Raw genomic sequence first — 20,613 nt, forward strand, 5'->3', positions numbered from 1 at the left:
TAGAAGCATATAATACTACAATTTATCAATTAAAGGAGCTAAAATGATTAGATTAATCGCTATAATCCTTATTTTTATACCCGGAATTATTGCTGCAATAGGTATTAAATTAATGAGGGACACATTATTTGACGACTTTCATCCTATATTTATCAATTCGGGTGTTCAATTTACTTTCGGTTTACTACTTTTCATTGGTGGATTAGCCTTCCTAGGTGGATTTATTATACATCGTGATCGTAAAAAACAGTTAGAAAAAAAACAAAATAAAAAATGAAACCATTTCTGCAGAGTCATATCCTTTGAACATGCTCCATTAGGCATTAACGATCTTTCTCTTTAATACGTGAAAGACAATTTACAGTGGAAATTGTAAAAGGGTAATGGAGAGGATTATTAATAGCTACATTCTGATAACTTATCAATTAAGGACTTACAGTAATATTGGTAGTTGGAGAGGGTATGATGAACACGATTGGTGTTGATCAAAAAGCAACAAACAATAAAAATTAAATCTAAAATTTAAAAAAATTACTGTATGAAAGCATACAGTAATTTTTTATATCAGCTAGCTTTATGTTCTAATCTTAGACGATCAGCAACCATCGCAATAAATTCTGAATTTGTTGGTTTTGCCTTTGAAATACTCACGGTGTAACCAAATAATGCAGAAATCGAATCTATATTCCCACGACTCCAAGCGACTTCTATCGCATGACGAATAGCACGTTCAACACGTGAAGACGTTGTGTTAAATTTCTTTGCAATATCTGGATACAATACTTTCGTAATAGAACCAAGCAATTCAATATCATTATAAACCATTGTTATCGCTTCTCTTAAATACATATAACCTTTAATATGTGCCGGGACGCCAATCTCATGAATAATATTCGTAATGCTTGCTTCTAGATCTTTTTTCTTTCTTTCTTTTTTGACACCAATTGTAGAACGATTCGAAAGAACCGTACGTCCATTAACTTGACGAATCTGTTCTGCTAGGTTTTCTAAATCAAAAGGCTTCAAAATAAAATAAGAAGCTCCAAGATCTACTGCCTTTTTCATAACTTCTTCCTGACCAAAAGCAGTTAACATAATAACATGTGGATCGTTACTTGGTTTCCCTTTTTCTCTAAGCATATTTAAAACGGCTAATCCATCAACATGTGGCATGATTATGTCTAAAATAAGAACGTCTGGTTTCTTTTCTTCGACTAATGTTAGACAATCTTTACCGTTATAAGCAATTCCCACAACTTCTATATCAGGTTGTTCCTCAAAAAACTCCTCCATCAAATTTATCAAATCTCTGTTATCATCTACTAAACAAATTGATATCTTGTCCACAAATGCTCCTCCTTTAATTCTGTTCATGTCCACTCTATGTATTCGACAAAACTTTAGAGATTCCTTCTTTTTTTAAAAAAACTTTGCTTTTTTTTATTATTTCTTTAAATTGCTTTGTTTTTCTTTTGTTTTCGTGGTGATTCGATGAATTTTGACACAAGTTATTCTACTTTGTCGAATAATATTTAAATTTATTTTTAAAATGAAAGTAGATAGAAACTGTGCGGTATCTAATTCAATCCCCCCCATAATTAATGAGTACAGTGGTACGATACCGCTCCGGCAGAATACTTCGCTTTTACTTCCAGGACAGGAGCGACATCTGCTACTCACAATGCAGCAGGAAAAGAAAATCGAGCTAATAAGTATTCTGTATATGAATACTTATTAGCTCGGATTGATTAACTTGCTTTTTTTCCTTCTTTTTTATAAATGTCAACACCTGCATCTTGGAGCATCCATTCGATGTGGACACCGTAGCCGCTTGTTGGGTCATTTACAAATACGTGGGTAACCGCTCCTATTACTTTTCCATTTTGGATTATGGGGCTTCCACTCATTCCCTGTACAATTCCACCTGTTGCTTCTAATAATTTTGGATCCGTAATCTGAATTACCATTCCTTTTGTTGCAGGAGATTTTTGTGGTACGCTGCTTACAATTTCAACATCAAACTCTTCTACTTTCTCATCGTCAATAACTGTTAAAATTTTAGCTGGCCCTTCTTTAACCTCATGTGATAAAGCAATTGGCATTGGTTTATCATATTTTCCATTCTCAATGGATTGATCAAGTTTACCGAAAATCCCAAATGGACTATTTTTTGTAATAGTACCGATTCGGTTCTCCTTAATGGAAAACTTAGCTTGTTTTTCTCCTGGTGTTCCATTATTGCCTTTTTGAATCGATGTTACTGAAGATCTAACGATTGTACCATCGTGTATTTCAATCGGCTTTTTTGTGTCCATATCCGAGATGACATGCCCAAGCGCACCATACTTTTTAGATTTTGGCTCAAAAAATGTCATTGTTCCAATACCAGCTGCAGAATCACGAATATATAAACCAATTCGGTATTCATTTTCCTTCTTATCCTTAACTGGATTCAATTCAGTAGTGAAGGTTTCTTTTCCCCTTTTCACCTTCACCTCTAATGGTTTCGAAGCTTTTCCGGCCTCTTCGACAATTGGTTTAACATCTTTCATTTCTTCAATTTTTTGCCCATCTATCTCCATTATAACGTCACCGACTTTAATCTCAGCTTCTTCTCCGGGTGACATCTGTCCATTTTCACCATTTACCAGATGATGACCTACAACCAATACACCAAGCGTTTGAAGCTGTACACCGATAGACTGACCACCGGGAATTACTTTTACATCCTTCAAGACCGAAACATCCACTTTTTTAATTGGAATTCCTGCTACAGAATATACCAACTGTCGATCTCCAGGTTCACTAAAGGCAAAACTCGATGCATTAATAGCTTCATCGTTATTATCATTTACAGAAGCATGAACTTGAACTGCTTTTCCTAAGTTAGGAACGTTATGGGGGAACTGATTTTGAAACGTAATAATCTTATTGGGAATGGTAAAATAATTTTGTATCGGGGGCGTAAAAGGAACAATTAGCAATCCGAGTAGGAGTAGAACTCCAGTAATGATACGAATTTTATTTATATGTTTCACAAATGTCCACTCTCCTTGTTCCTAAACCCATACCATGTTTTTATATCTGTACTTCTAATTTGACCTTTAATGGTCATTTTTAAACTGGGAAAAGTTAAGAAAAGATGTGTATCATTTCCTTTACAATATATGTAAAGAGCTAGAGGCAGTCTTATTAAGATTTCACTCCATATTGTTTCTAAACATAATAAAAATTAGAACAAAAGTGACGGAAATGAAAACATAAAAGGATTAGAAATAGCTTCTAATCCCAATATTATGAAAGAAGTATTTTAGCTAGTTGTTAGGGTTACTTCTTTAAAATTCTTTGCTAGTTCATGTAACTCTTTAGCATGATCAATTGCAGTGTCCGTTAACTTTGTTCCTGTCATCATTCTACTTAGTTCTTTGATCTGTTCAGTTTCACTTAGTTCTAAAACATGTGTTGTCGTCCGGTTTTGCATTTCTTTTTTCTCAATAAAAAGATGCGTATCTGCCATCGCTGCTACTTGTGGCAAATGTGAGATACAAAGCACTTGTGAATCATTAGAAATTTGGAAAATCTTTTCAGCAATCGCTTGTGCTACTCGACCGCTTACACCGGTATCAACTTCATCAAAAATCACACTAGTAACACCTTGATGTTTGGCAAATAATTTCTTTAACACAAGCATAATTCTAGAGAGCTCGCCACCAGAAGCAACTTTATTTATTTCTTTTAGTGGTTCCCCTAAATTTGTGGAGATAAGGAAGCGTATTTGATCGAATCCATTTCGATGTAGTGAAACACCACCGCTTGGGTTCTCAGGTAAAAATTGAATTGAAAAAGAAGCTTTTTCAAGGTATAGGTCTTTTAATTCTTCTTGAACTTCACGAATTAAATCGTTTGCTGCCTTCTTTCGAATATCGTGTAATTGTTTAGCTTCTAAATAAGCATCTTCTTGTAGATCTTCCATTTCTTTAGCTAATTTTTGCAAGTGGGAGTCTTTATTCCTAATTTGTTCAATCTCTTCTTCAATTAAACCCATGTATTCAATCATTTCACTAACAGTAGATCCGTACTTCTTTTTCAAACGACTAATCTCTGAAAGTCTTCCTTCAATTTCATTCAAACGGTCTGGATTATATTCTAAACTCTCAATGAAATTACTAAGTTCAAATGTTAAATCCTCCATCATATAAAAATGATTCGATAATGCCTCTGACTTCGATGCAATAAACTTGTCATAACTGTTGATTTCCTCGAGTGACCGTTGAGCCATACTTAACCATTCTAATCCCTTTTGTTCGCCATATAAGGAATTATAAGCGTCCATTACACCTTTATAGATTCGTTCATAATTTACTAACTGTTTTCTCTCTTTTTCTAATTCAACAACCTCTTCTGGAACAAGATTGGCATTTTCTAATTCACTTAATTGAAATTCGAGAAGGTCTAATCTTTGTGCTATTTCCTGTTCATTTTCACTTAGACCCTTATATCGATTCTTTAATGATTGAAGCTTTTCATACAGAACCAAATATTCCTCTTTAGCTTTTTCCACTTTTGCTAGGTTGTATAAATCCAGTAATTCAATATGATTTTCTGGATTCATTAGGGATTGGGTTTCATGTTGACTATGTATATCGATTAATGTTTTACCAAATTCCTTCAGAATAGCAAGTGTAACTAATTTACCATTTACACGACAAATACTTTTTCCTGAAGTTGTTATTACTCGTTGGAGAACTACCTCATTATCTTGGATTTCCACTCCATACTCTTTTCCAATGGAATATATGGTATGGGAATTAGAGTGAATAGAAAATAACCCCTCAATTTCTGCTTTTTCCTCGCCGTGTCTGACAAATTCTACTGAAGATCTTCCTCCAGCTAATAATTGAATTGCGTCAATTATTATTGATTTACCAGCACCTGTTTCTCCAGATAAAACGGTAAGTCCGTCTTTTAACGTAATCGTCATTTGTTCTATAATAGCAAAATTACGTATCGATAATTCGGTTAACATGTCGTCACCTCATCTATAGCATATTAATAAAACGTTCTTTAATTGTAACCGTGTCCTTTTCTGTACGACAGATAATTAAGCAAGTATCATCACCACAAATCGTACCCATAATTTCATCCCAGTCAAGGTTATCAATTAATACACCAACGGCATGTGCGTTACCTGGTAGTGTTTTTAGTACAATGAAGTGACTTGTATGATCAATTTTAACAAAAGCATCCATAATCAGACGTTTTAATTTGTCATGAGGGTTAAATCGCTGGTCTGCAGGCAAACTATATTTATATTTACCACCTCTAGATGGTACCTTCACTAAATGTAATTCTTTGATATCTCTTGAAACTGTTGCTTGTGTAACGTTATAACCTAAGTTCTTCAATCGATCCACCAGTTCATCTTGTGTATCAATATCATTTTCTGTAATTAATTCTCTTATCTTTATTTGTCTTTGAACCTTACTCATATTGACCCCCTAGTATTAGAAAACGCAGCATCCATATACGGACTTGTGGAAGCTCCTTATTTGTCTAACTCCGAAACAGAAATTCTCTACAGGAAAAATTCAGTCATTTGTAGTCGTAATCCCAACATTGAAAAGGACTACAATAATGTAGTCCTTATACTCATGTATTCTGTGCTGATTTTAAATCTGAATGAGCTTCATTGACTACAACTTCGGGATTTAGTTCTTCAATGGATATAGCAGGTTCTTCTTTTCCCCAACCTAAATGAGCTAAAAATTCAACATTTCCGTCCCCACCAGTGATTGGAGAATAGGTTAAACCATATAATTCAAATCCCTCTACTTCCGCAAATGAGAGGATTTTTTTCAAAACTTCCACATGAACTCTTTTATCACGAACAATGCCTTTCTTCCCAACTTGCTCTCGACCTGCTTCAAATTGTGGCTTGATTAATGCAACTACGTCACTTTTAGGAAGTAGGAGCTTCTTCAACACAGGTAAGATTAATTTTAATGATATAAAGGAAACATCAATAGAGGCAAAGTTTGGCAATCCTTTTCCCAACATGTCATCTGTTACATATCGAAAATTGGTTCTTTCCATCACAACCACACGAGAATCATTACGGAGTTTCCAATCTAGTTGATTGTACCCGACATCGATTGCATAACAAAGCTTAGCCCCAGATTGAAGAGCGCAATCCGTAAATCCACCAGTTGATGAACCTATATCCATCATAATTTTATCATGAACATCCAAAGAAAACACTTTCAAAGCCTTTTCTAGCTTCAATCCACCTCTTCCAACATAAGGAATTAATTTTCCTTTGACTGTTAAAGGGATGTCCTCTTCGACCTTCATCCCTGGTTTATCAAGTCTTTCCTGTTCTGAATAAACTAAACCAGCCATAACCGCTCGCTTTGCTTTTTCCCTTGTTTCAATTAAATTCCGTTCTACAAGTAGAACATCAAGTCGTATTTTACCCATTTTTGTTTAAATCCTTTATCTTTCAGTTTAGTGGTCTCGCTCGCTTACATAATTAGTTAATTCCAATAATTTTGATGTGTGGGCATTTGCTTTTTCTAATAAAGTTAATGCCTTTTCAGTATAATAACTTTTCATCTCAATTGCTCCATCTAATCCCAATAATTTAGGGTAGGTACTTTTGTCATTTGATTCGTCACTACCTACTGCCTTACCTAGTTTTTCCTGGTCACCAATTACATCTAAAATATCGTCCTGAACTTGGAAAATGAGACCCAAATAGTAAGCGTAGTCCCGAAGATGTGATATTTGTTCCTCAGTAGCGTTTCCTAAATAAGCGCCAGCAGTAACTGCAAATTTAAGTAGTTCTCCTGTCTTTAAAGCATGAATTTTCTCCAACTTTTCTATAGTTACGGTTTGGTTTTCAGCTTCCATATCAAGTATTTGACCACCAACCATTCCAGATGGACCACTTGCTCGAGATAATTGGTTTAAACAATACACTTTTTCTTTATCTGTTAATAGGGGATCATTCGCAATTATTTCAAAGCTATAGGTTAAGAGTGCATCACCCGCAAGAATAGCGGTTGCTTCACCAAATACTTTATGGTTAGTAGGTAAACCGCGTCGAAAGTCATCATCGTCCATTGCAGGTAAATCATCATGAATTAATGAATAAGTATGAATCATTTCTAATGCTAATGCAGAACTATACGTTTTATTTATTTCTGTTGAATACGCTTCAAAACTAGCTAATAAAAGTACTGGACGTAATCTCTTTCCTCCTGCTTCGAGAGAGTATAACATTGATTTTCTAAGTTGTTCAGGTATATCAAGAGTCAGTACATACTTAGTCATCAATTTCTGAAACATTTTTTGATTTGAGTCAATATATTGTCTTAATGTATCAACCACTAGTTCTCATCCTCCTGTAAATCAAGAGGAACAAGTTCTCCCTGCTCATTCATAATCTGCACCATTTTTTCTTGGATATGATTTAATTTATCACTACAGATTTTGGAGAGAATCATGCCATCTTGATAATAGGAGATTGCTTTTTCTAAAGGCACATCGCCCTCTTCAAGTTTACCGATTATTTCTTCTAGTTTCTCCATAGCCTCTTCAAAGGTTAAATCTTTATATTTATCCATTTTTAACTCCTTATAGCACGTTTTAGGTTTGGCCACCCTTGTGGTATTAGCATTCATTTGGTAAAACCACTGAATAGGTTCTAGTTTATATCCAAAACTTCACAATCAACTAGACCATCATGTAAATTAATCTGAATATGATCGCTTCTCTTTATCTGAGATTTTGACTTAATAATATCGCCACTTGAAGTATAAGGGATTGCAAATCCCCGCTTCATAATTTCTAATGGATTTAGTAAAGTCAGCTTATCCATTGCTCTACTTAGCTGTAGAGACTGCTTTTCTATGTATTGGTTCATGACTTGATCCTTCTGTTTCACCAACAATTGAAAAGCTTTGGTTGCTTGATCTAATTGCCTTTTCGGATGTTGTGTTAGTAGTCTTGTTTTATAATTGGAAAGCCGATCTGATTTACTTTGTAGGATAAGCTGAAAGCCACGGTCCATTCGCTCCCGATTTTTATCCAACTCTTGTTCTTTTTGTCTTATTAACTGTTCGGGGTATCGAAATGCATAAGATTGTGACATTCGTTCCAATTGATCACGATTTTGTTTAACTGTAATTCCTATTAAACTACTTAACGACTGTTTTATCCTAGAAATTTTATCTAACAACTCATATTGTGATGGGACTGCTAGTTCAGCAGCACCAGTTGGTGTTGGAGCCCTTAAATCCGCAACGTAATCACTTATCGTTACATCTGTTTCATGCCCTACAGCGGATATAATAGGTATTGTGGACTGAAAAATTGCCTCCGCTACCACTTCTTCATTGAAGGACCATAATTCTTCAATGGAGCCTCCACCACGCCCGAGAATAATCACATCAAAGAGATTACCTTTATTTGCTTTTTTAATTGCTCTCGTAATGGAACCCGCTGCATTTACGCCTTGGACGAGTACAGGTAAAACAGTTACTTGTACAACTGGGAAACGTCGCTTTATGGTGGTAATAATGTCTCTTACCGCTGCACCTGTGGGTGATGTGATAACTCCAATATGGTTAGGAAACTGAGGTATTTCCTTTTTATATTTCGGATCAAAATATCCTTGTTTTCGTAGCTTCTCCTTCAATTGTTCAAAAGCTAGATATAAAGATCCTACTCCATCTGGTTCCATTTGTTGTATATATAATTGGTATTGACCTGATGCTTCAAATACACTTATTTCCCCACGTATAAGTACCTTCATACCATCTTCAGGCTTAAATTTTAAATAACGATTATTTCCTGCAAACATAACCGCATTAATTCGAGCTTGATCATCCTTAATGGTAAGGTACATATGCCCTCTTGAATGTAATTTGAAATTAGATATCTCACCTTTCAACCAAATACTACGAAGATGTGGATCCGTATCCATTTTTCGCTTAATATACTTCGTAAGGGCTGTAACTGTTAAATATTTTTCTGTCATATAACCATTTCCTTAGCAGCTTTTAATGTATTATGTAAAAGCATGGTGATAGTCATCGGCCCTACACCACGTGGTACTGGTGTTATGTAAGATGCTAATTCTGCAGCACTTTCAAAATCAACATCACCAGTTAATCTACCATCCTCTAGCCGATTAATTCCAACGTCAATAACTACTGCGCCTTCTTTTATGTGCTCTTTATTGATGGCATTTGGTCTACCAATTGCAACAACAAGTATGTCTGCTTGTTTCGTAATTTCTGTTACACTCTTCGTTTTCGAATGACAATAGGTAACAGTTGCATGCTCATTAAGTAACAATTGACCAACAGGCTTTCCAACAATATTACTTCTACCTAATACAACAGCGTGTTTACCTTCAATTGTAATGTTCTTAGATTGAAGCATTTTAATAATTCCATAAGGGGTACATGGTAAGAATGTATCTTGACCTGTCATCATTCTGCCAATATTAACTGGATGAAAGCCGTCCACATCCTTTTTTGGATCAATAGATTCAATTACATGTTGCACATTAATTTGTTCTGGAAGTGGAAGTTGGACTAATATTCCATGTACCCGTTCATTATTATTTAATTGATGAATTATATCTAGTAGCTCTTTTTCTGAAACTGACTCTGATAACTCGATAATCTCTGAGCTAATACCAACTTCTTCAGAAGCCCGCTTTTTACCATTAACGTAAGATCTTGATGCAGGGTTATTTCCAACCAAAATTACTGTTAAATGAGGGATTACATTTTGTTGGTGTAGATTTTCCACTTCTCGCTTTATTTCCTTTTTTAATTCCATGGACAATTCTTTACCATTAATAACCTTAGCTACCATAATTATCTTCCCCTTTATTGCATTTTTAGCCATAACTTGGATTGGAAAGGTCTGTTATACGTTCCTAACCAGACGCATATGAATTCTTCTTATTTAATTATCTTTGATAGTACACCGTTAACAAACTTTCCTGATTTTTCATCTCCGTATCTTTTCGCCAGTTCTACTGCTTCATTTATAGATACATTTTCTGGGATGTCAGTTATATATAATATTTCGAAAGTAGCTATTCGTAATACTGTTTTCTCTACTGCTGGTAGACGTTGTAGTGACCACTTTTCGAGGTTTGCTGAGATTTTTTGGTCAATGGTCTCTTTTTCTTTTACTACACCGTTAACAATTTGTTGCAAAAATTCATTTCTTTCTTCTTCTGTCAGTCTATCTTGTATGGTTTGTTCCATATCTTCTTCTAGTAAGTCTAATTGGAATAATATTTGGAATGCTTTTTCTCTTGCTTCGTGACGTTTCATTTTCATGACTCCTTTGATAATCTCTGTTCAAATCATATCATTTTTATGAACTGGACGCCACAAACTATCAATACTTTTTACGTATTTGTAAGATGACGTCCATAGTCCGTAAATTATCTGCATTCCATGAGCGGTTGTTGAGCCTCCTCACCCTTTCTTCTATAGGGATCTACCTTTATCTGTCCTCAATGGGAAAAAGGTTTTCGGTAGGATAAAATCGCAATTCCCAGTCATAAGGAACACTAGAAAGTGGCTCATCTCACGCAGAAAGTGCGCATTTCGATTTCAAGGAGTTTCCATGTTTATAGCTGCCCCGATCATTTCCCCTGTCTTCCCCTAGACAAGAATGCAAAAATGTGCTTTAGAATCAATAATAATGAAGAAAGGCCAAAAGATATATTTATACCTTTTGACCCTTCGTGTTTATTCCGAATCCTCTTCTGTTACTTCTTTTTCCATCTGTAGTCCTACTACGTGAATGTTTACTTCTGAAATTTCTAATGAAGTCATATTTTTTAAAGTTTGTCTGATGTTTGCTTGAATTTTTTGTGCTACCTCAGGAATAGACACACCAAATTCTAAAACAACGAACAGGTCAATTAATATTCCTTCATCAGTTAATTCCACTTTAACACCTTTACTATGTGATTTCTTACCGAAACGTTCTACTACACCAGTAGCAAAATTCCCACGCATATTCGCCAGACCTTCTACCTCTGATGCAGCTATTCCAGCAATTACCTCAATTACTTCAGGGGCAATTTCTACTTTGCCAAGTCCAGTATTTTCGCTCATATTAACTAATGATTGATCCGCCATTTTGTCACTCCTTTATGAAAATTGAGTTTTAAGCCTTAATCTTCATTTGGTTCCGTAATTGGATGTTCTTCTAAAAAGTTCGTATTAAAGTCTCCACCTACAAACACTTCATGGTCCATTATTAATCGATGAAATGGAATGGTTGTATGTATCCCTTCAACAAGGAACTCATCTAGTGCTCGCTTCATTCGAGCAATTGCTTCTTCCCGTGATGGACCATATGTGATCAGTTTAGCAATCATCGAATCATAATATGGTGGTATAGAATAGCCAGGGTATGCAGCAGAATCAATACGAATTCCTAGACCACCTGGAGGTAAGTACATATTAATTTTCCCAGGTGAAGGCATAAAATTCTTAAATGGTTGTTCAGCATTAATACGACACTCAATTGCCCATCCATCAAATGTTACTTCTTCTTGGTTGAAAGATAGCTTTTCACCATTTGCTATTTTAATTTGCTCTTTAATTAAATCGATGCCGGTAACCATTTCTGTTACTGGATGTTCAACCTGGATTCTTGTGTTCATTTCCATAAAGTAAAAATCTTGTGTTTTACGGTCGAAAATAAACTCAATAGTTCCTGCCCCGACATAATTAACAGCTTCAGCAGCTTTTACTGCTGCTCCTCCCATTTTAGCACGAATTTCTTCATTTAGTGCAGGAGAAGGTGTTTCTTCGATTAATTTTTGCAATCGACGTTGAATACTACAATCACGTTCCCCTAAATGAACGGTATTTCCATGAGTATCTGCTAATACTTGTATTTCAACGTGTCGGAAGTCTTCAATAAACTTTTCAATATAAACACCAGGATTACCAAATGCAGTCTCGGCTTCTTTTTGTGTAATACGAATTCCTTTAATAAGGTCTCCTTCTGTTCTTGCAACTCGGATTCCTTTTCCACCGCCACCTGCAGTTGCTTTAATAATAACAGGATACCCAATTGATTTTGCAATTTGGATCGCTTCATCTTCACTTTCAATTATACCATCTGAACCGGGTACAATGGGCACATTTGCTTGACGCATCGTTTCTCGTGCTACATCCTTTATACCCATTTTTTGAATAGCTTCTGGAGTAGGTCCAACAAATGTAATATTACAAGCTTTACATATCTCAGCAAAATCGGCATTTTCAGCTAAAAATCCATAACCAGGATGTATTGCATCAACATTAGTCAATGTTGCCACACTAATAATATTGGTGACATTTAGATAACTGTCCTTACTTGCTTTAGGACCTATACAATAAGCCTCGTCCGCTAATTGAACATGTAATGATTCTTTATCAGCTTCTGAATAAACAGCAACTGTTTCTATACCCAACTCTTTGCAGGCACGAATAATTCGGACAGCTATTTCTCCTCTGTTTGCAACAAGCAGTTTCTTTATCATATTAGCACGTCCCCTTACTTCGTTTTAACTCTAAATAATGGTTGACCATACTCCACAAGTTCTCCATTTTCAACTAGCACTTCAACGATTTCACCAGAAACTTCCGCTTCAATCTCATTAAATAGTTTCATCGCCTCAACAATGCATACAACCGAATCTTTAGAAACTGAGCTTCCAACCGATACAAATGGATCACTTTCTGGATTTGGAGAAGAATAAAATGTTCCAACCATTGGTGATGTTATTTCAAAATCGTAATTAACGGTATTTTCCTTTACTGGTGTTTCTACCGTTTGTATTGTTTCTTGTTTTCCTAGTTGTTGTTGTGGAACTGCAGTTACATCTTTTTCAACTTGAACAACTGGTTGAGATGGAACAACAACATGATCAGATAATTTTTTCATAGACACTTTAGTGCCATTTGTTTCATAAGTGAATTCATTAATGGAAGATTGATCTACTAGTTTAATTATTTCACGAATTTCTTGTACTTTTAGCATAATATAGCACTCCCTTACCTTTTTTATAATTAGGTACTAATAACTCCTCTTAGTATTTTACGATAAAAACTAGGGAAACATCAACAATTAAATGTTTAATTATATGTTAAGCGTTTTCACTACTTTTAATTATAGCAAGTCCTATGAGGATTAGCGAATAAATATTAAGATAAGGCTATAATCGTAAACATTATTGTTAATCAAAATCCTGAGCCAATATACATTCTCTATTTACTTCTGGCAGAGAAGCAACATCTGCTCGTGAAAAACCATCGCAGTGTCTCCCTCGCCACGGGCATCAGGTGAGCTCGGGCCGCCGGCTTAGGAAATGCTTCAGAGTGGTTACATCGCATGAAGAAAAAGCGCTCTTCTTTTTCAAAGGCTCTCCGTGTATATTGGCTGCATAGCGGATATAGCGAAATTACATTTCTTCTAAATAAAAATCTTTAAAAAACAGACAAAATAAAAACATCAAGTCTGCGAGACTTGATGCTAATAATTAGTTTTTTAGCTTTCTGTCATTGTTTCAGGTACTACTGTTACAGGAATGTCGCCTAATTCATCACGTACCATTTGCATGATGTTGACAACTTCAGTTTTAGATAGCTCGTCTACTTGTATATGAACAAACACTTTATCACTATCTGCACGCACTAATACATCTTGGTATTCAGCAGATGCTAAAATAGTTTCTTCTAATATCATCTCTTTTGTATTTAACTGTTCAATTGCATCCATCTCGTCATAAGCTTTCTTTTTTTCTTCGACTGAAGCTGAGCTGTTTGCAACAACATCATCTAATCGATCTAATTTCTTGCTTCTTTCATCTTGCACTTCCAAACGTAACGATGCGAATAATTCATTTTCACCAGGTGATATATCCACGTTGGTCTCTTCACCTGTCATTGCCGTTTCTTCTGTCGCATTATTTTCATCGCCAGTATTCGTAAAAGCAAAATCCCCTGGTTTCTGGGTCATATAGTACACACTCAACACAATCATTAAGCTTAGCATTGTTAATAGCCATACTGTTTGTTTTTTCATCATTAAATATTCCTCCCCTTAATTTTTAGGATTTACAGAAACTCTATGTGTAGGAACATCGAGCACTCTTGAGACAGCTTCTACCACCCACTGTTTGACAGTAGCTTTTTCAACTCCCTTTGCTGTAACTAAGACACCTCTAACCTCGGGTTTCTTCGTCGACACTAGGATTGGTGATTCTTGATCACCTTGCCTTACTATTACAACTTGAGATTCCCCTGTGCTTTCCTCAATTTGCCTTGTCCCACCATTTTGGTCATTTTCCTCAGTATGTTGCTGTCCGTTAATTAAATTTCTTTCATAGACTTTTACATTAGTAGAATCAAGATTTACCATAATTTCCACTTCAGAGACGCCATCGATATTTTCTAACATAGTCTGTAATTGCTTCTCATAATTCTCCTCCAATACACTAACATCGGAAGTCCTAGAAGACTCATGGGAACTTACTTCTTCAGATTGGGACTGTGCCTCTAAATCCATCTTTGGTAATTCTTGTCCCAAATCTTCTTGGGATGAGGTATTAAACATGTTGGATACCAATATAACTAGTAAACTAACAAGTCCAATAATGACGACATACGCTGTTTTTTTAGAACCACTAATTTTTTCTTTCAGAAATTCTTGTAATTTTTTTATCAAGATGCCCCTCCCTCCCATCTAACAGTTAATTTCTTATCAGTTAACTCCCAAGTTTCTCGTAACAAGCTCTCAATCCCCTTAAGATCGACTTCCTCTGTAGGGGTATGCTTTTGCTTGTCGCCCATATCGATGACAACATCCTCTACTGCATTCACTGTTCCCTCCCCTGCTTCTGATTGTTCAAGATAAACAATGACCTCTTCTAGCCCCTCATAGGAATATGCTGCACCATCTATGAACTGAAAGTCTAAGTCTCTTATTACAGCTTGATAGTTGTCCAAAAGAGGAGCTCTCGCTATATCTTTCAATTGGACAGCCATTTGTTCTAAAATATATGCGCCAGATGACGATTCTATTTCACTTTTTTGCATTTCAATCAAATTTTCTATTTCCGATGCCTGTGAATCGTCGTCAATTATGCTAGAGAAGCTGTTTCTGACGGCTTCCTGTATATCCACTTTAAAGATATAAAAAATAGGTTGTAAAAAAATTAAAATTAATATCAAGCCAATAACAAATTTTATATATTTTTTCATTCCTCCAGCTGGAATTAGTAAATCAATAATGGTTGCAAGTAAAATAAAAATGATTATTTGTGAAACCCAATTTATTAGTAGATTCAAATCCATCATTCCTATCGCAGTAGTAATGTAATATTACTTGCCGTTACAATTATGACGATACTTAAGAAAAACATTAAAGAAACTGCTAGAAGACAAGCCAGAATATAAACAATATATTTACTAATGGTATTTAAGCTTGTGATGATAGGTCCATCAGCAATTGGTTGGAGTACTGCCGCTGCAATTTTATAAATTAGAGCAATCGCAAATATCTTGATTGCTGGAAATATGGCTATAAAAATAATGATCGCTACACCAACGATACCAACCGCATTCTTTAATAATAATGAAGCACTCAAAACTGTATCTGCAGCATCAGTTAGTGTTCTACCTACTACTGGAATAAAATTTCCTGTGACAAACTTAGCGGTTTTCATTGCTACACCATCTTGAATGGCACTTGCTGCACCTTGGACCGATAAAACACCTATAAATATCGTTAAAAAAATACCTAGAGTACCGATTGCAATTGACCGGAATAGATCAGCCAAATGGGTTACCTTATGATTGTCATTCAAACTACTAACAATAATTAATAAAGCAGATAGAAAGAGTAACGGCATAATAAAATTGGAAACTAATATCCCGATTGCATTAATTAAAAAGATTGTAATCGGATTAAAGAAGGACACGGATATGGCACTACCAAATGTAGCCATTAACCCAAGCACCAAAGGTATAAGAGCAATCATAAAACTACTCATCATACTAATGGCTTCCTTTGCATAGGAAACTGCTAAATAAAAACTATTTAAGGCAATAAAAATAAGGACAATGTAAACTACAAAATATGCGATTTTACTAACAGAGGTTTTTTCAAATGCTGTATGCATCGTTTGTAATAAAACAGAAAATAGCGTTAATAACAGTAGTGAGCCTAGCAGCTTTCCATTTAATATCACTTCATGAAGCAAATACTCTAGCCCACCGGTAAGCATATTTTTTATAGAAAATTTATCATTTCCTTTAATGAAATCATACAGACTATTCTTCTCAAGCTCAGGAATATATCCACCATATTCATCGACAACAACATTCCAATATTGCTGCATTCCATCAAATGAGACATCTTCCATCAATAAATCTTCCACAGGAGCTTCCACTTTATCATCTGCATAAACAACGGTTTGTCCAAAAAATAGTATAAAAACTAGTAAACATTGAATACGGCTACTCCGTTTCATGCACTACCACCCGCTCCTTCTTTTCAAAAAGCTTTCTCCCCCTTAAGCTGCAGGCAAGAAATTTAGGATTGCTTCTACAACTGCTGAGATAATTGGGATTGCTAGTAGTAAAATAAATATTTTTCCTGCTAATTCTATTTTGGAAGCAACAGCACTTAGTCCAGCGTCCTTCGTAATACTAGCACCTAACTCTGTGAGATAAGCAATACCGATTATTTTTAAGATAGTCTCGATATACATACCATTTATGGACGCTTTTTGCCCTAAAGTCTCAATCAACCTAATAATTGATCCTATTTGGCTAATAACTGCTAAAAATAGCACGATACCGGTAATTAACAAAATAATAAAAGCAAAGGGGCCTCGCATCTCTTTTAAGATGATGTATAATATGCTAGCTATAATTCCGAGAGTGACTATTTGTATGATATCCATACAGAATTACCCTTGAAATAAGAATACTGATCGGATTTGTTGGAACAGATCTGAAAGACCATTAATGACAACTACGAGTACGATAATAAATCCGACAAGTGTTACAAATTGGGCTATTTCTTCCTTTCCCATTTGCTTTAAGATGGTATGAATTAGCGCGACAATAATGCCAATACCTGCAATTTGAAATAATATAGATGCATCTGATAGCATAACAAGTGCCCCTTTCTCCTATATGAGCAATAACACGATAAACAGGCCAGTTAGGAAGCCGAGATTTTTGGCCATTTTCCCATACCTATCCTGTTCGTCTCTTGCATCTTGTAATTCTCTTTCCAAGTGTTTAATCGTCAATTGAATATGTTTTTGTTGTTGATTAAAATCATGCTGGCCAAGTGTTCTACCAAATTGTAAAAGAATTTCTTTTTCATTTACGCTAAGACTGGATGATTCCATAAAAGTTGCAACACTCTCTTCCCAAACTGATTCAAAATAGCTATACTTTTCTACCATTCTGTTAGCAACTAATTGAAAAAAAGACGAACATGGATCCGGTATCTGCCTGGCAATTGAAGAAAAGGCATCATGTAATGGTAGCTGACTATAAAGTATTTCTGCTTCCAATACTTGCAGAGCATTAATTAATTGACGTATATGCTTTGGCCGTCTAGTAAGTTTATTGCTCCACTCAAATCCGAGCCATGTCGTTGCGCTTATGAAGAGAAGTGCTCCGATCCACTTCATTTGGCAAGCACCCCGATTTCTGAAAGATATTTTTTTCATTTTCATCGTAAATCGATTTAAGGCTACCTGGAGATGATTGTCCTTTGAGAAGGACTATTCGCCTGAAAACCTTTTTTTCTAATAATGGTAAGATAGATGGTCTATTCTTTAGCTCTTCGAGAGTTTGTCCATGAATGGTACAAACCACAGTAACACCTGCATTGATAGCATTGGTTAAAGCTTGTACATCTTTTTCACTACCTATCTCGTCAACTACTAATATTTCTGGTGACATCGATCGAATCATCATCATCATTCCCTCTGCCTTTGGACAGGCATCCAAGACATCCGTTCGCTTACCTAAATTATGCTGCGGTATTCCTTTTAAACAGGCTGCAATTTCAGAACGTTCATCTACTACGCCTACTTTCTTAGGGGGAACATGATTCCATCCGGAAGAGATAATCCGTATCACGTCACGTATTAACGTTGTTTTTCCAGATTGTGGAGACCCAACAAATAACGTATTAAGAAATCTATTTTCGTAAAGATAGGGAATCACTTTTGTTGCTACACCAATCTTCTCTTTCGCAATCCGGATGTTTAAAAAAGTAATATATTGAATTGCTTTCACAGAACCATTTACCGTATTTACTTTTCCAGCTAGACCGACACGATGTCCGCCCTCTATTGTGATATAGCCTTCCCTAAGCTCATCCTCCATCCGATATAACGAGAACTCACTTAGCTGATTAATAATAAATGTATTATCCTTTTTATTTGTCCTTGCTTGTGTGATCCACTCAATTCCGTAATCAAAGATTAATTCAATTGGTTGAAGTAACCGGACCCTTATTTCCTGTAGCTTGTCCCATCTATTACCAACACTTACTTTAATGGCATATTGAATCTCATCGGGAAATAATCGTAATATCTCCTCCATAGCTTATTATCACTCCCATTAATCCCTGAGAATTTTCATATTCTATAAGTAAATGTATGTCTTAATGGAATAATTATGACTGTTGAAAGAGAAATAATAGAGTTGATAATTTCGAAAAATAGATTAAAGTTACATTCGTTTAAAAGCCTAAGAAAAAACAGCAATATGGTTCCATGCTGTTTTCCAATCGGATTCTCACTATTTACTTTATTAATTCTTGATTGACTAGCTCCGGTTTTTCAACGTTACATAGTGTATTATGGATATCAAAGCTGTTTGATAGTATTAGAGGTGCTATCACAGATATAGTTGAGGATATCTAAACCGTATAAAAAAAGTAATCTTAGAGAGTATATTCTCTAGGATTACTTTTAATTACTATGATTATCTATAGGGGTGATGGAAAGTGAAAAGAATGTTAATGAATCCCTAGAAGTCAAACTAAATTTCATCTTCAATACAGAAACGACCTTCTTTACAAATGAACAGATGAAAATCATTTAACAAATTACAAAATAATAACCTAGCAACTAAACTTGAAAGTTTGAGTATTGCATTATTACAATAACTCCAGTCTATTAAAAACAACACCGTAACACTAATAAAATAGAAGAATTGGCTGAAACAGTAAAAATAGTAAAAACTAAATATATGGCCATACTAGCCTACAACTTTCTTATTGTACTCTACTCACTAATTCGCGACCTAAATATACTGTGTAGGACTTATTATGACCTACCTATCCATCAATAGAAAATATTTCTCTATACAAGAAAGGTAGCTTTTAATGTTAATCTCGATTCCTAGTTCTTCTTTAAATTCTCTTACTAGAGATTCTGTCGACAGTACACCGTGTTCTATCGCTCCGCCTATTGGGCGGTAATATGGCCCATTACCTTTGAAATGGTTTCCTACCAATTCTTCAAGAGAATATAATCATCTTTAAATAGTAGTCCTAATACATTTGCTCTTTGGTATAAATTTCCTATCATTCGACATAACCAAATGCCTTTAATTTTTTATATCTCTCAACAGCAAGAATTCCCTTCCAGTAGATTCTAGCTTTTTCAAATTCTTCTGGATGACTACCCCACCCCCATGAAATATCCCAAACACCTTCTTCAGACATTTGCATTCTATAAAATTTCAAATTTTCTACCACTAATGACCCAAGCTTATCACATAATGGACTCTCTGGGTTGTCTATAAAATCCAATGGTAACGGTACATAACCTGAATCCCAACTTGATACATCCTTGTTAATACATTTATAGGCAAGATCAGCTATTTTTTCTAAAACTCCCCTATATGAATAACCTGTCTCAGTCTTCAATGTTGACTTGTGAGGCTCTATTATTTTGATAAATGCCTGAAAGTTATTGATTTCATGTTTATCCATTTCTGTTTGGTTCATTAAATAGGTCACTGCTTTTTCGATAGAACGCCACCCAATTTGAGCTGATCTAGTTTCGGGATCAGACCAGTGTACAAGAAATGCTGCCAGTTCGACACTTGGATTAAACGACCAACTTTCTTCTGCTCCTTCCTCCCAATGCCACCATGGTGCATGTGGGTAATCGTTGAATGCTGGTATTACAGAGGCCCATTTCCCCGTTTCTTCATTATATGTACTTACTAAAAAGGAAAGCATCTGTTCAACTATTAGATCATCTTTTTTTGCTTTTATTTCCAGTAAGACCTGACCTCCAGCCCATGTTGCCATTGGTGAAGATTTAGGTAGCCAAAAATCAGGCTCAATTCCATGGCCAAATCCACCATCAGCGTTTTGGAATGACTTAAGCTTCTCCATTACATTTTCTTTACTACCATTTCCAAATAGAAATTCAAATCGGGCAATTTCCAACTCACGACAGTTTTGATATAAAAAGTCTTTCGTCATATTGAACTGTTTTGCTCTAATCTTTTCCACTTTAAAATCACCTCT

The 20,613-nt window shown here is 35.3% G+C and carries 23 protein-coding genes; 1 reads left to right on the forward strand and 22 read right to left on the reverse strand.

All coding sequences use genetic code 11. The annotated features are described in order from the left end of the window. Positions 1 to 43 precede the first annotated feature (43 nt). On the forward strand, positions 44 to 277 hold the full coding sequence (locus tag TY11_RS10310; protein ID WP_042145851.1) for a DUF2627 family protein: 234 nt from the start codon (positions 44 to 46) through the stop codon (positions 275 to 277). Positions 278 to 564: 287 nt separating this feature from the next. Here TY11_RS10310 and spo0A read toward each other — a convergent pair whose 3' ends face one another. The 22 genes from spo0A to TY11_RS10420 form a co-directional block, all read right to left on the reverse strand. Next, complete coding sequence (spo0A, locus tag TY11_RS10315) at positions 565 to 1,347, reverse strand: sporulation transcription factor Spo0A (protein WP_042145852.1); 783 nt, start codon at positions 1,345 to 1,347, stop codon at positions 565 to 567. 401 nt (positions 1,348 to 1,748) lie between these two features. After that, positions 1,749 to 3,038 carry a SpoIVB peptidase gene (gene spoIVB / locus TY11_RS10320; RefSeq protein ID WP_081755893.1) on the reverse strand — a complete coding sequence of 430 codons (1,290 nt, stop codon included), beginning with the start codon at positions 3,036 to 3,038 and terminating at the stop codon, positions 1,749 to 1,751. Between the two features lie 272 nt (positions 3,039 to 3,310). Then, entirely contained in the window at positions 3,311 to 5,026 is a 1,716-nt protein-coding gene (gene recN / locus TY11_RS10325; protein WP_042145854.1) for a DNA repair protein RecN, read from the reverse strand. A 13-nt stretch (positions 5,027 to 5,039) separates the two neighbouring features. Continuing rightward, the gene (gene ahrC / locus TY11_RS10330) at positions 5,040 to 5,489 is read right to left on the reverse strand and encodes a transcriptional regulator AhrC/ArgR (RefSeq protein ID WP_042145856.1); all 450 of its coding nucleotides are present in this window, start codon (positions 5,487 to 5,489) and stop codon (positions 5,040 to 5,042) included. A 160-nt stretch (positions 5,490 to 5,649) separates the two neighbouring features. Continuing rightward, a complete protein-coding gene (locus tag TY11_RS10335) occupies positions 5,650 to 6,477 on the reverse strand; it encodes a TlyA family RNA methyltransferase (RefSeq protein WP_042145858.1) in 828 nt (275 codons plus the stop codon). Positions 6,478 to 6,504: 27 nt separating this feature from the next. Continuing rightward, the gene (locus TY11_RS10340) at positions 6,505 to 7,389 is read right to left on the reverse strand and encodes a polyprenyl synthetase family protein (protein WP_042145860.1); all 885 of its coding nucleotides are present in this window, start codon (positions 7,387 to 7,389) and stop codon (positions 6,505 to 6,507) included. Continuing rightward, positions 7,389 to 7,625 (reverse strand): exodeoxyribonuclease VII small subunit, encoded by a 237-nt coding sequence (locus TY11_RS10345; protein WP_042145862.1) that lies wholly within the window; start codon positions 7,623 to 7,625, stop codon positions 7,389 to 7,391. Before TY11_RS10345 ends, TY11_RS10340 begins: the two co-directional genes overlap by 1 nt. Before the next feature lie 80 nt (positions 7,626 to 7,705). Beyond that, on the reverse strand, positions 7,706 to 9,040 hold the full coding sequence (gene xseA / locus TY11_RS10350) for an exodeoxyribonuclease VII large subunit (RefSeq protein ID WP_042145864.1): 1,335 nt from the start codon (positions 9,038 to 9,040) through the stop codon (positions 7,706 to 7,708). Further along, positions 9,037 to 9,888: a bifunctional methylenetetrahydrofolate dehydrogenase/methenyltetrahydrofolate cyclohydrolase FolD gene (gene folD, locus TY11_RS10355; RefSeq protein ID WP_042145866.1), complete on the reverse strand. Its 852-nt coding sequence runs from the start codon at positions 9,886 to 9,888 to the stop codon at positions 9,037 to 9,039. Before folD ends, xseA begins: the two co-directional genes overlap by 4 nt. Positions 9,889 to 9,977: 89 nt before the next feature. Beyond that, positions 9,978 to 10,358 carry a transcription antitermination factor NusB gene (nusB, locus tag TY11_RS10360; protein ID WP_042145868.1) on the reverse strand — a complete coding sequence of 127 codons (381 nt, stop codon included), beginning with the start codon at positions 10,356 to 10,358 and terminating at the stop codon, positions 9,978 to 9,980. 423 nt (positions 10,359 to 10,781) lie between these two features. After that, complete coding sequence (locus TY11_RS10365; protein ID WP_042145869.1) at positions 10,782 to 11,177, reverse strand: Asp23/Gls24 family envelope stress response protein; 396 nt, start codon at positions 11,175 to 11,177, stop codon at positions 10,782 to 10,784. A 35-nt stretch (positions 11,178 to 11,212) separates the two neighbouring features. Continuing rightward, the gene (gene accC / locus TY11_RS10370; RefSeq protein ID WP_042145870.1) at positions 11,213 to 12,574 is read right to left on the reverse strand and encodes an acetyl-CoA carboxylase biotin carboxylase subunit; all 1,362 of its coding nucleotides are present in this window, start codon (positions 12,572 to 12,574) and stop codon (positions 11,213 to 11,215) included. Positions 12,575 to 12,588: 14 nt separating this feature from the next. After that, positions 12,589 to 13,074, reverse strand: coding sequence for an acetyl-CoA carboxylase biotin carboxyl carrier protein (gene accB, locus TY11_RS10375; protein WP_042145872.1), 486 nt, complete (start codon positions 13,072 to 13,074; stop codon positions 12,589 to 12,591). Between the two features lie 507 nt (positions 13,075 to 13,581). Continuing rightward, a complete protein-coding gene (locus TY11_RS10380; RefSeq protein ID WP_042145873.1) occupies positions 13,582 to 14,121 on the reverse strand; it encodes a SpoIIIAH-like family protein in 540 nt (179 codons plus the stop codon). Positions 14,122 to 14,136: 15 nt separating this feature from the next. Further along, positions 14,137 to 14,760, reverse strand: a complete 624-nt coding sequence (spoIIIAG, locus tag TY11_RS10385) for a stage III sporulation protein AG (RefSeq protein WP_231495805.1) — start codon at positions 14,758 to 14,760, stop codon at positions 14,137 to 14,139. Then, positions 14,757 to 15,383 carry a stage III sporulation protein AF gene (gene spoIIIAF, locus TY11_RS10390; RefSeq protein ID WP_042145878.1) on the reverse strand — a complete coding sequence of 209 codons (627 nt, stop codon included), beginning with the start codon at positions 15,381 to 15,383 and terminating at the stop codon, positions 14,757 to 14,759. Before spoIIIAF ends, spoIIIAG begins: the two co-directional genes overlap by 4 nt. A gap of 11 nt (positions 15,384 to 15,394) precedes the next feature. Next, positions 15,395 to 16,567 (reverse strand): stage III sporulation protein AE, encoded by a 1,173-nt coding sequence (spoIIIAE, locus tag TY11_RS10395; protein WP_052345798.1) that lies wholly within the window; start codon positions 16,565 to 16,567, stop codon positions 15,395 to 15,397. 42 nt (positions 16,568 to 16,609) lie between these two features. Next, positions 16,610 to 17,002, reverse strand: a complete 393-nt coding sequence (gene spoIIIAD / locus TY11_RS10400; protein ID WP_042145880.1) for a stage III sporulation protein AD — start codon at positions 17,000 to 17,002, stop codon at positions 16,610 to 16,612. 6 nt (positions 17,003 to 17,008) lie between these two features. Continuing rightward, positions 17,009 to 17,215 (reverse strand): stage III sporulation protein AC, encoded by a 207-nt coding sequence (gene spoIIIAC / locus TY11_RS10405; RefSeq protein WP_010093209.1) that lies wholly within the window; start codon positions 17,213 to 17,215, stop codon positions 17,009 to 17,011. A gap of 18 nt (positions 17,216 to 17,233) precedes the next feature. After that, a complete protein-coding gene (spoIIIAB, locus tag TY11_RS10410) occupies positions 17,234 to 17,746 on the reverse strand; it encodes a stage III sporulation protein SpoIIIAB (RefSeq protein ID WP_042145884.1) in 513 nt (170 codons plus the stop codon). Further along, positions 17,691 to 18,668: a stage III sporulation protein AA gene (gene spoIIIAA, locus TY11_RS10415; protein WP_042145886.1), complete on the reverse strand. Its 978-nt coding sequence runs from the start codon at positions 18,666 to 18,668 to the stop codon at positions 17,691 to 17,693. Before spoIIIAA ends, spoIIIAB begins: the two co-directional genes overlap by 56 nt. 988 nt (positions 18,669 to 19,656) lie before the next feature. Beyond that, complete coding sequence (locus tag TY11_RS10420; RefSeq protein WP_231495806.1) at positions 19,657 to 20,598, reverse strand: hypothetical protein; 942 nt, start codon at positions 20,596 to 20,598, stop codon at positions 19,657 to 19,659. Positions 20,599 to 20,613: the final 15 nt, after the last annotated feature.

The organism is Paucisalibacillus algeriensis, from assembly GCF_000577245.1.
In the GTDB taxonomy this organism is placed as follows: Bacteria; Bacillota; Bacilli; order Bacillales; family Amphibacillaceae; genus Ornithinibacillus.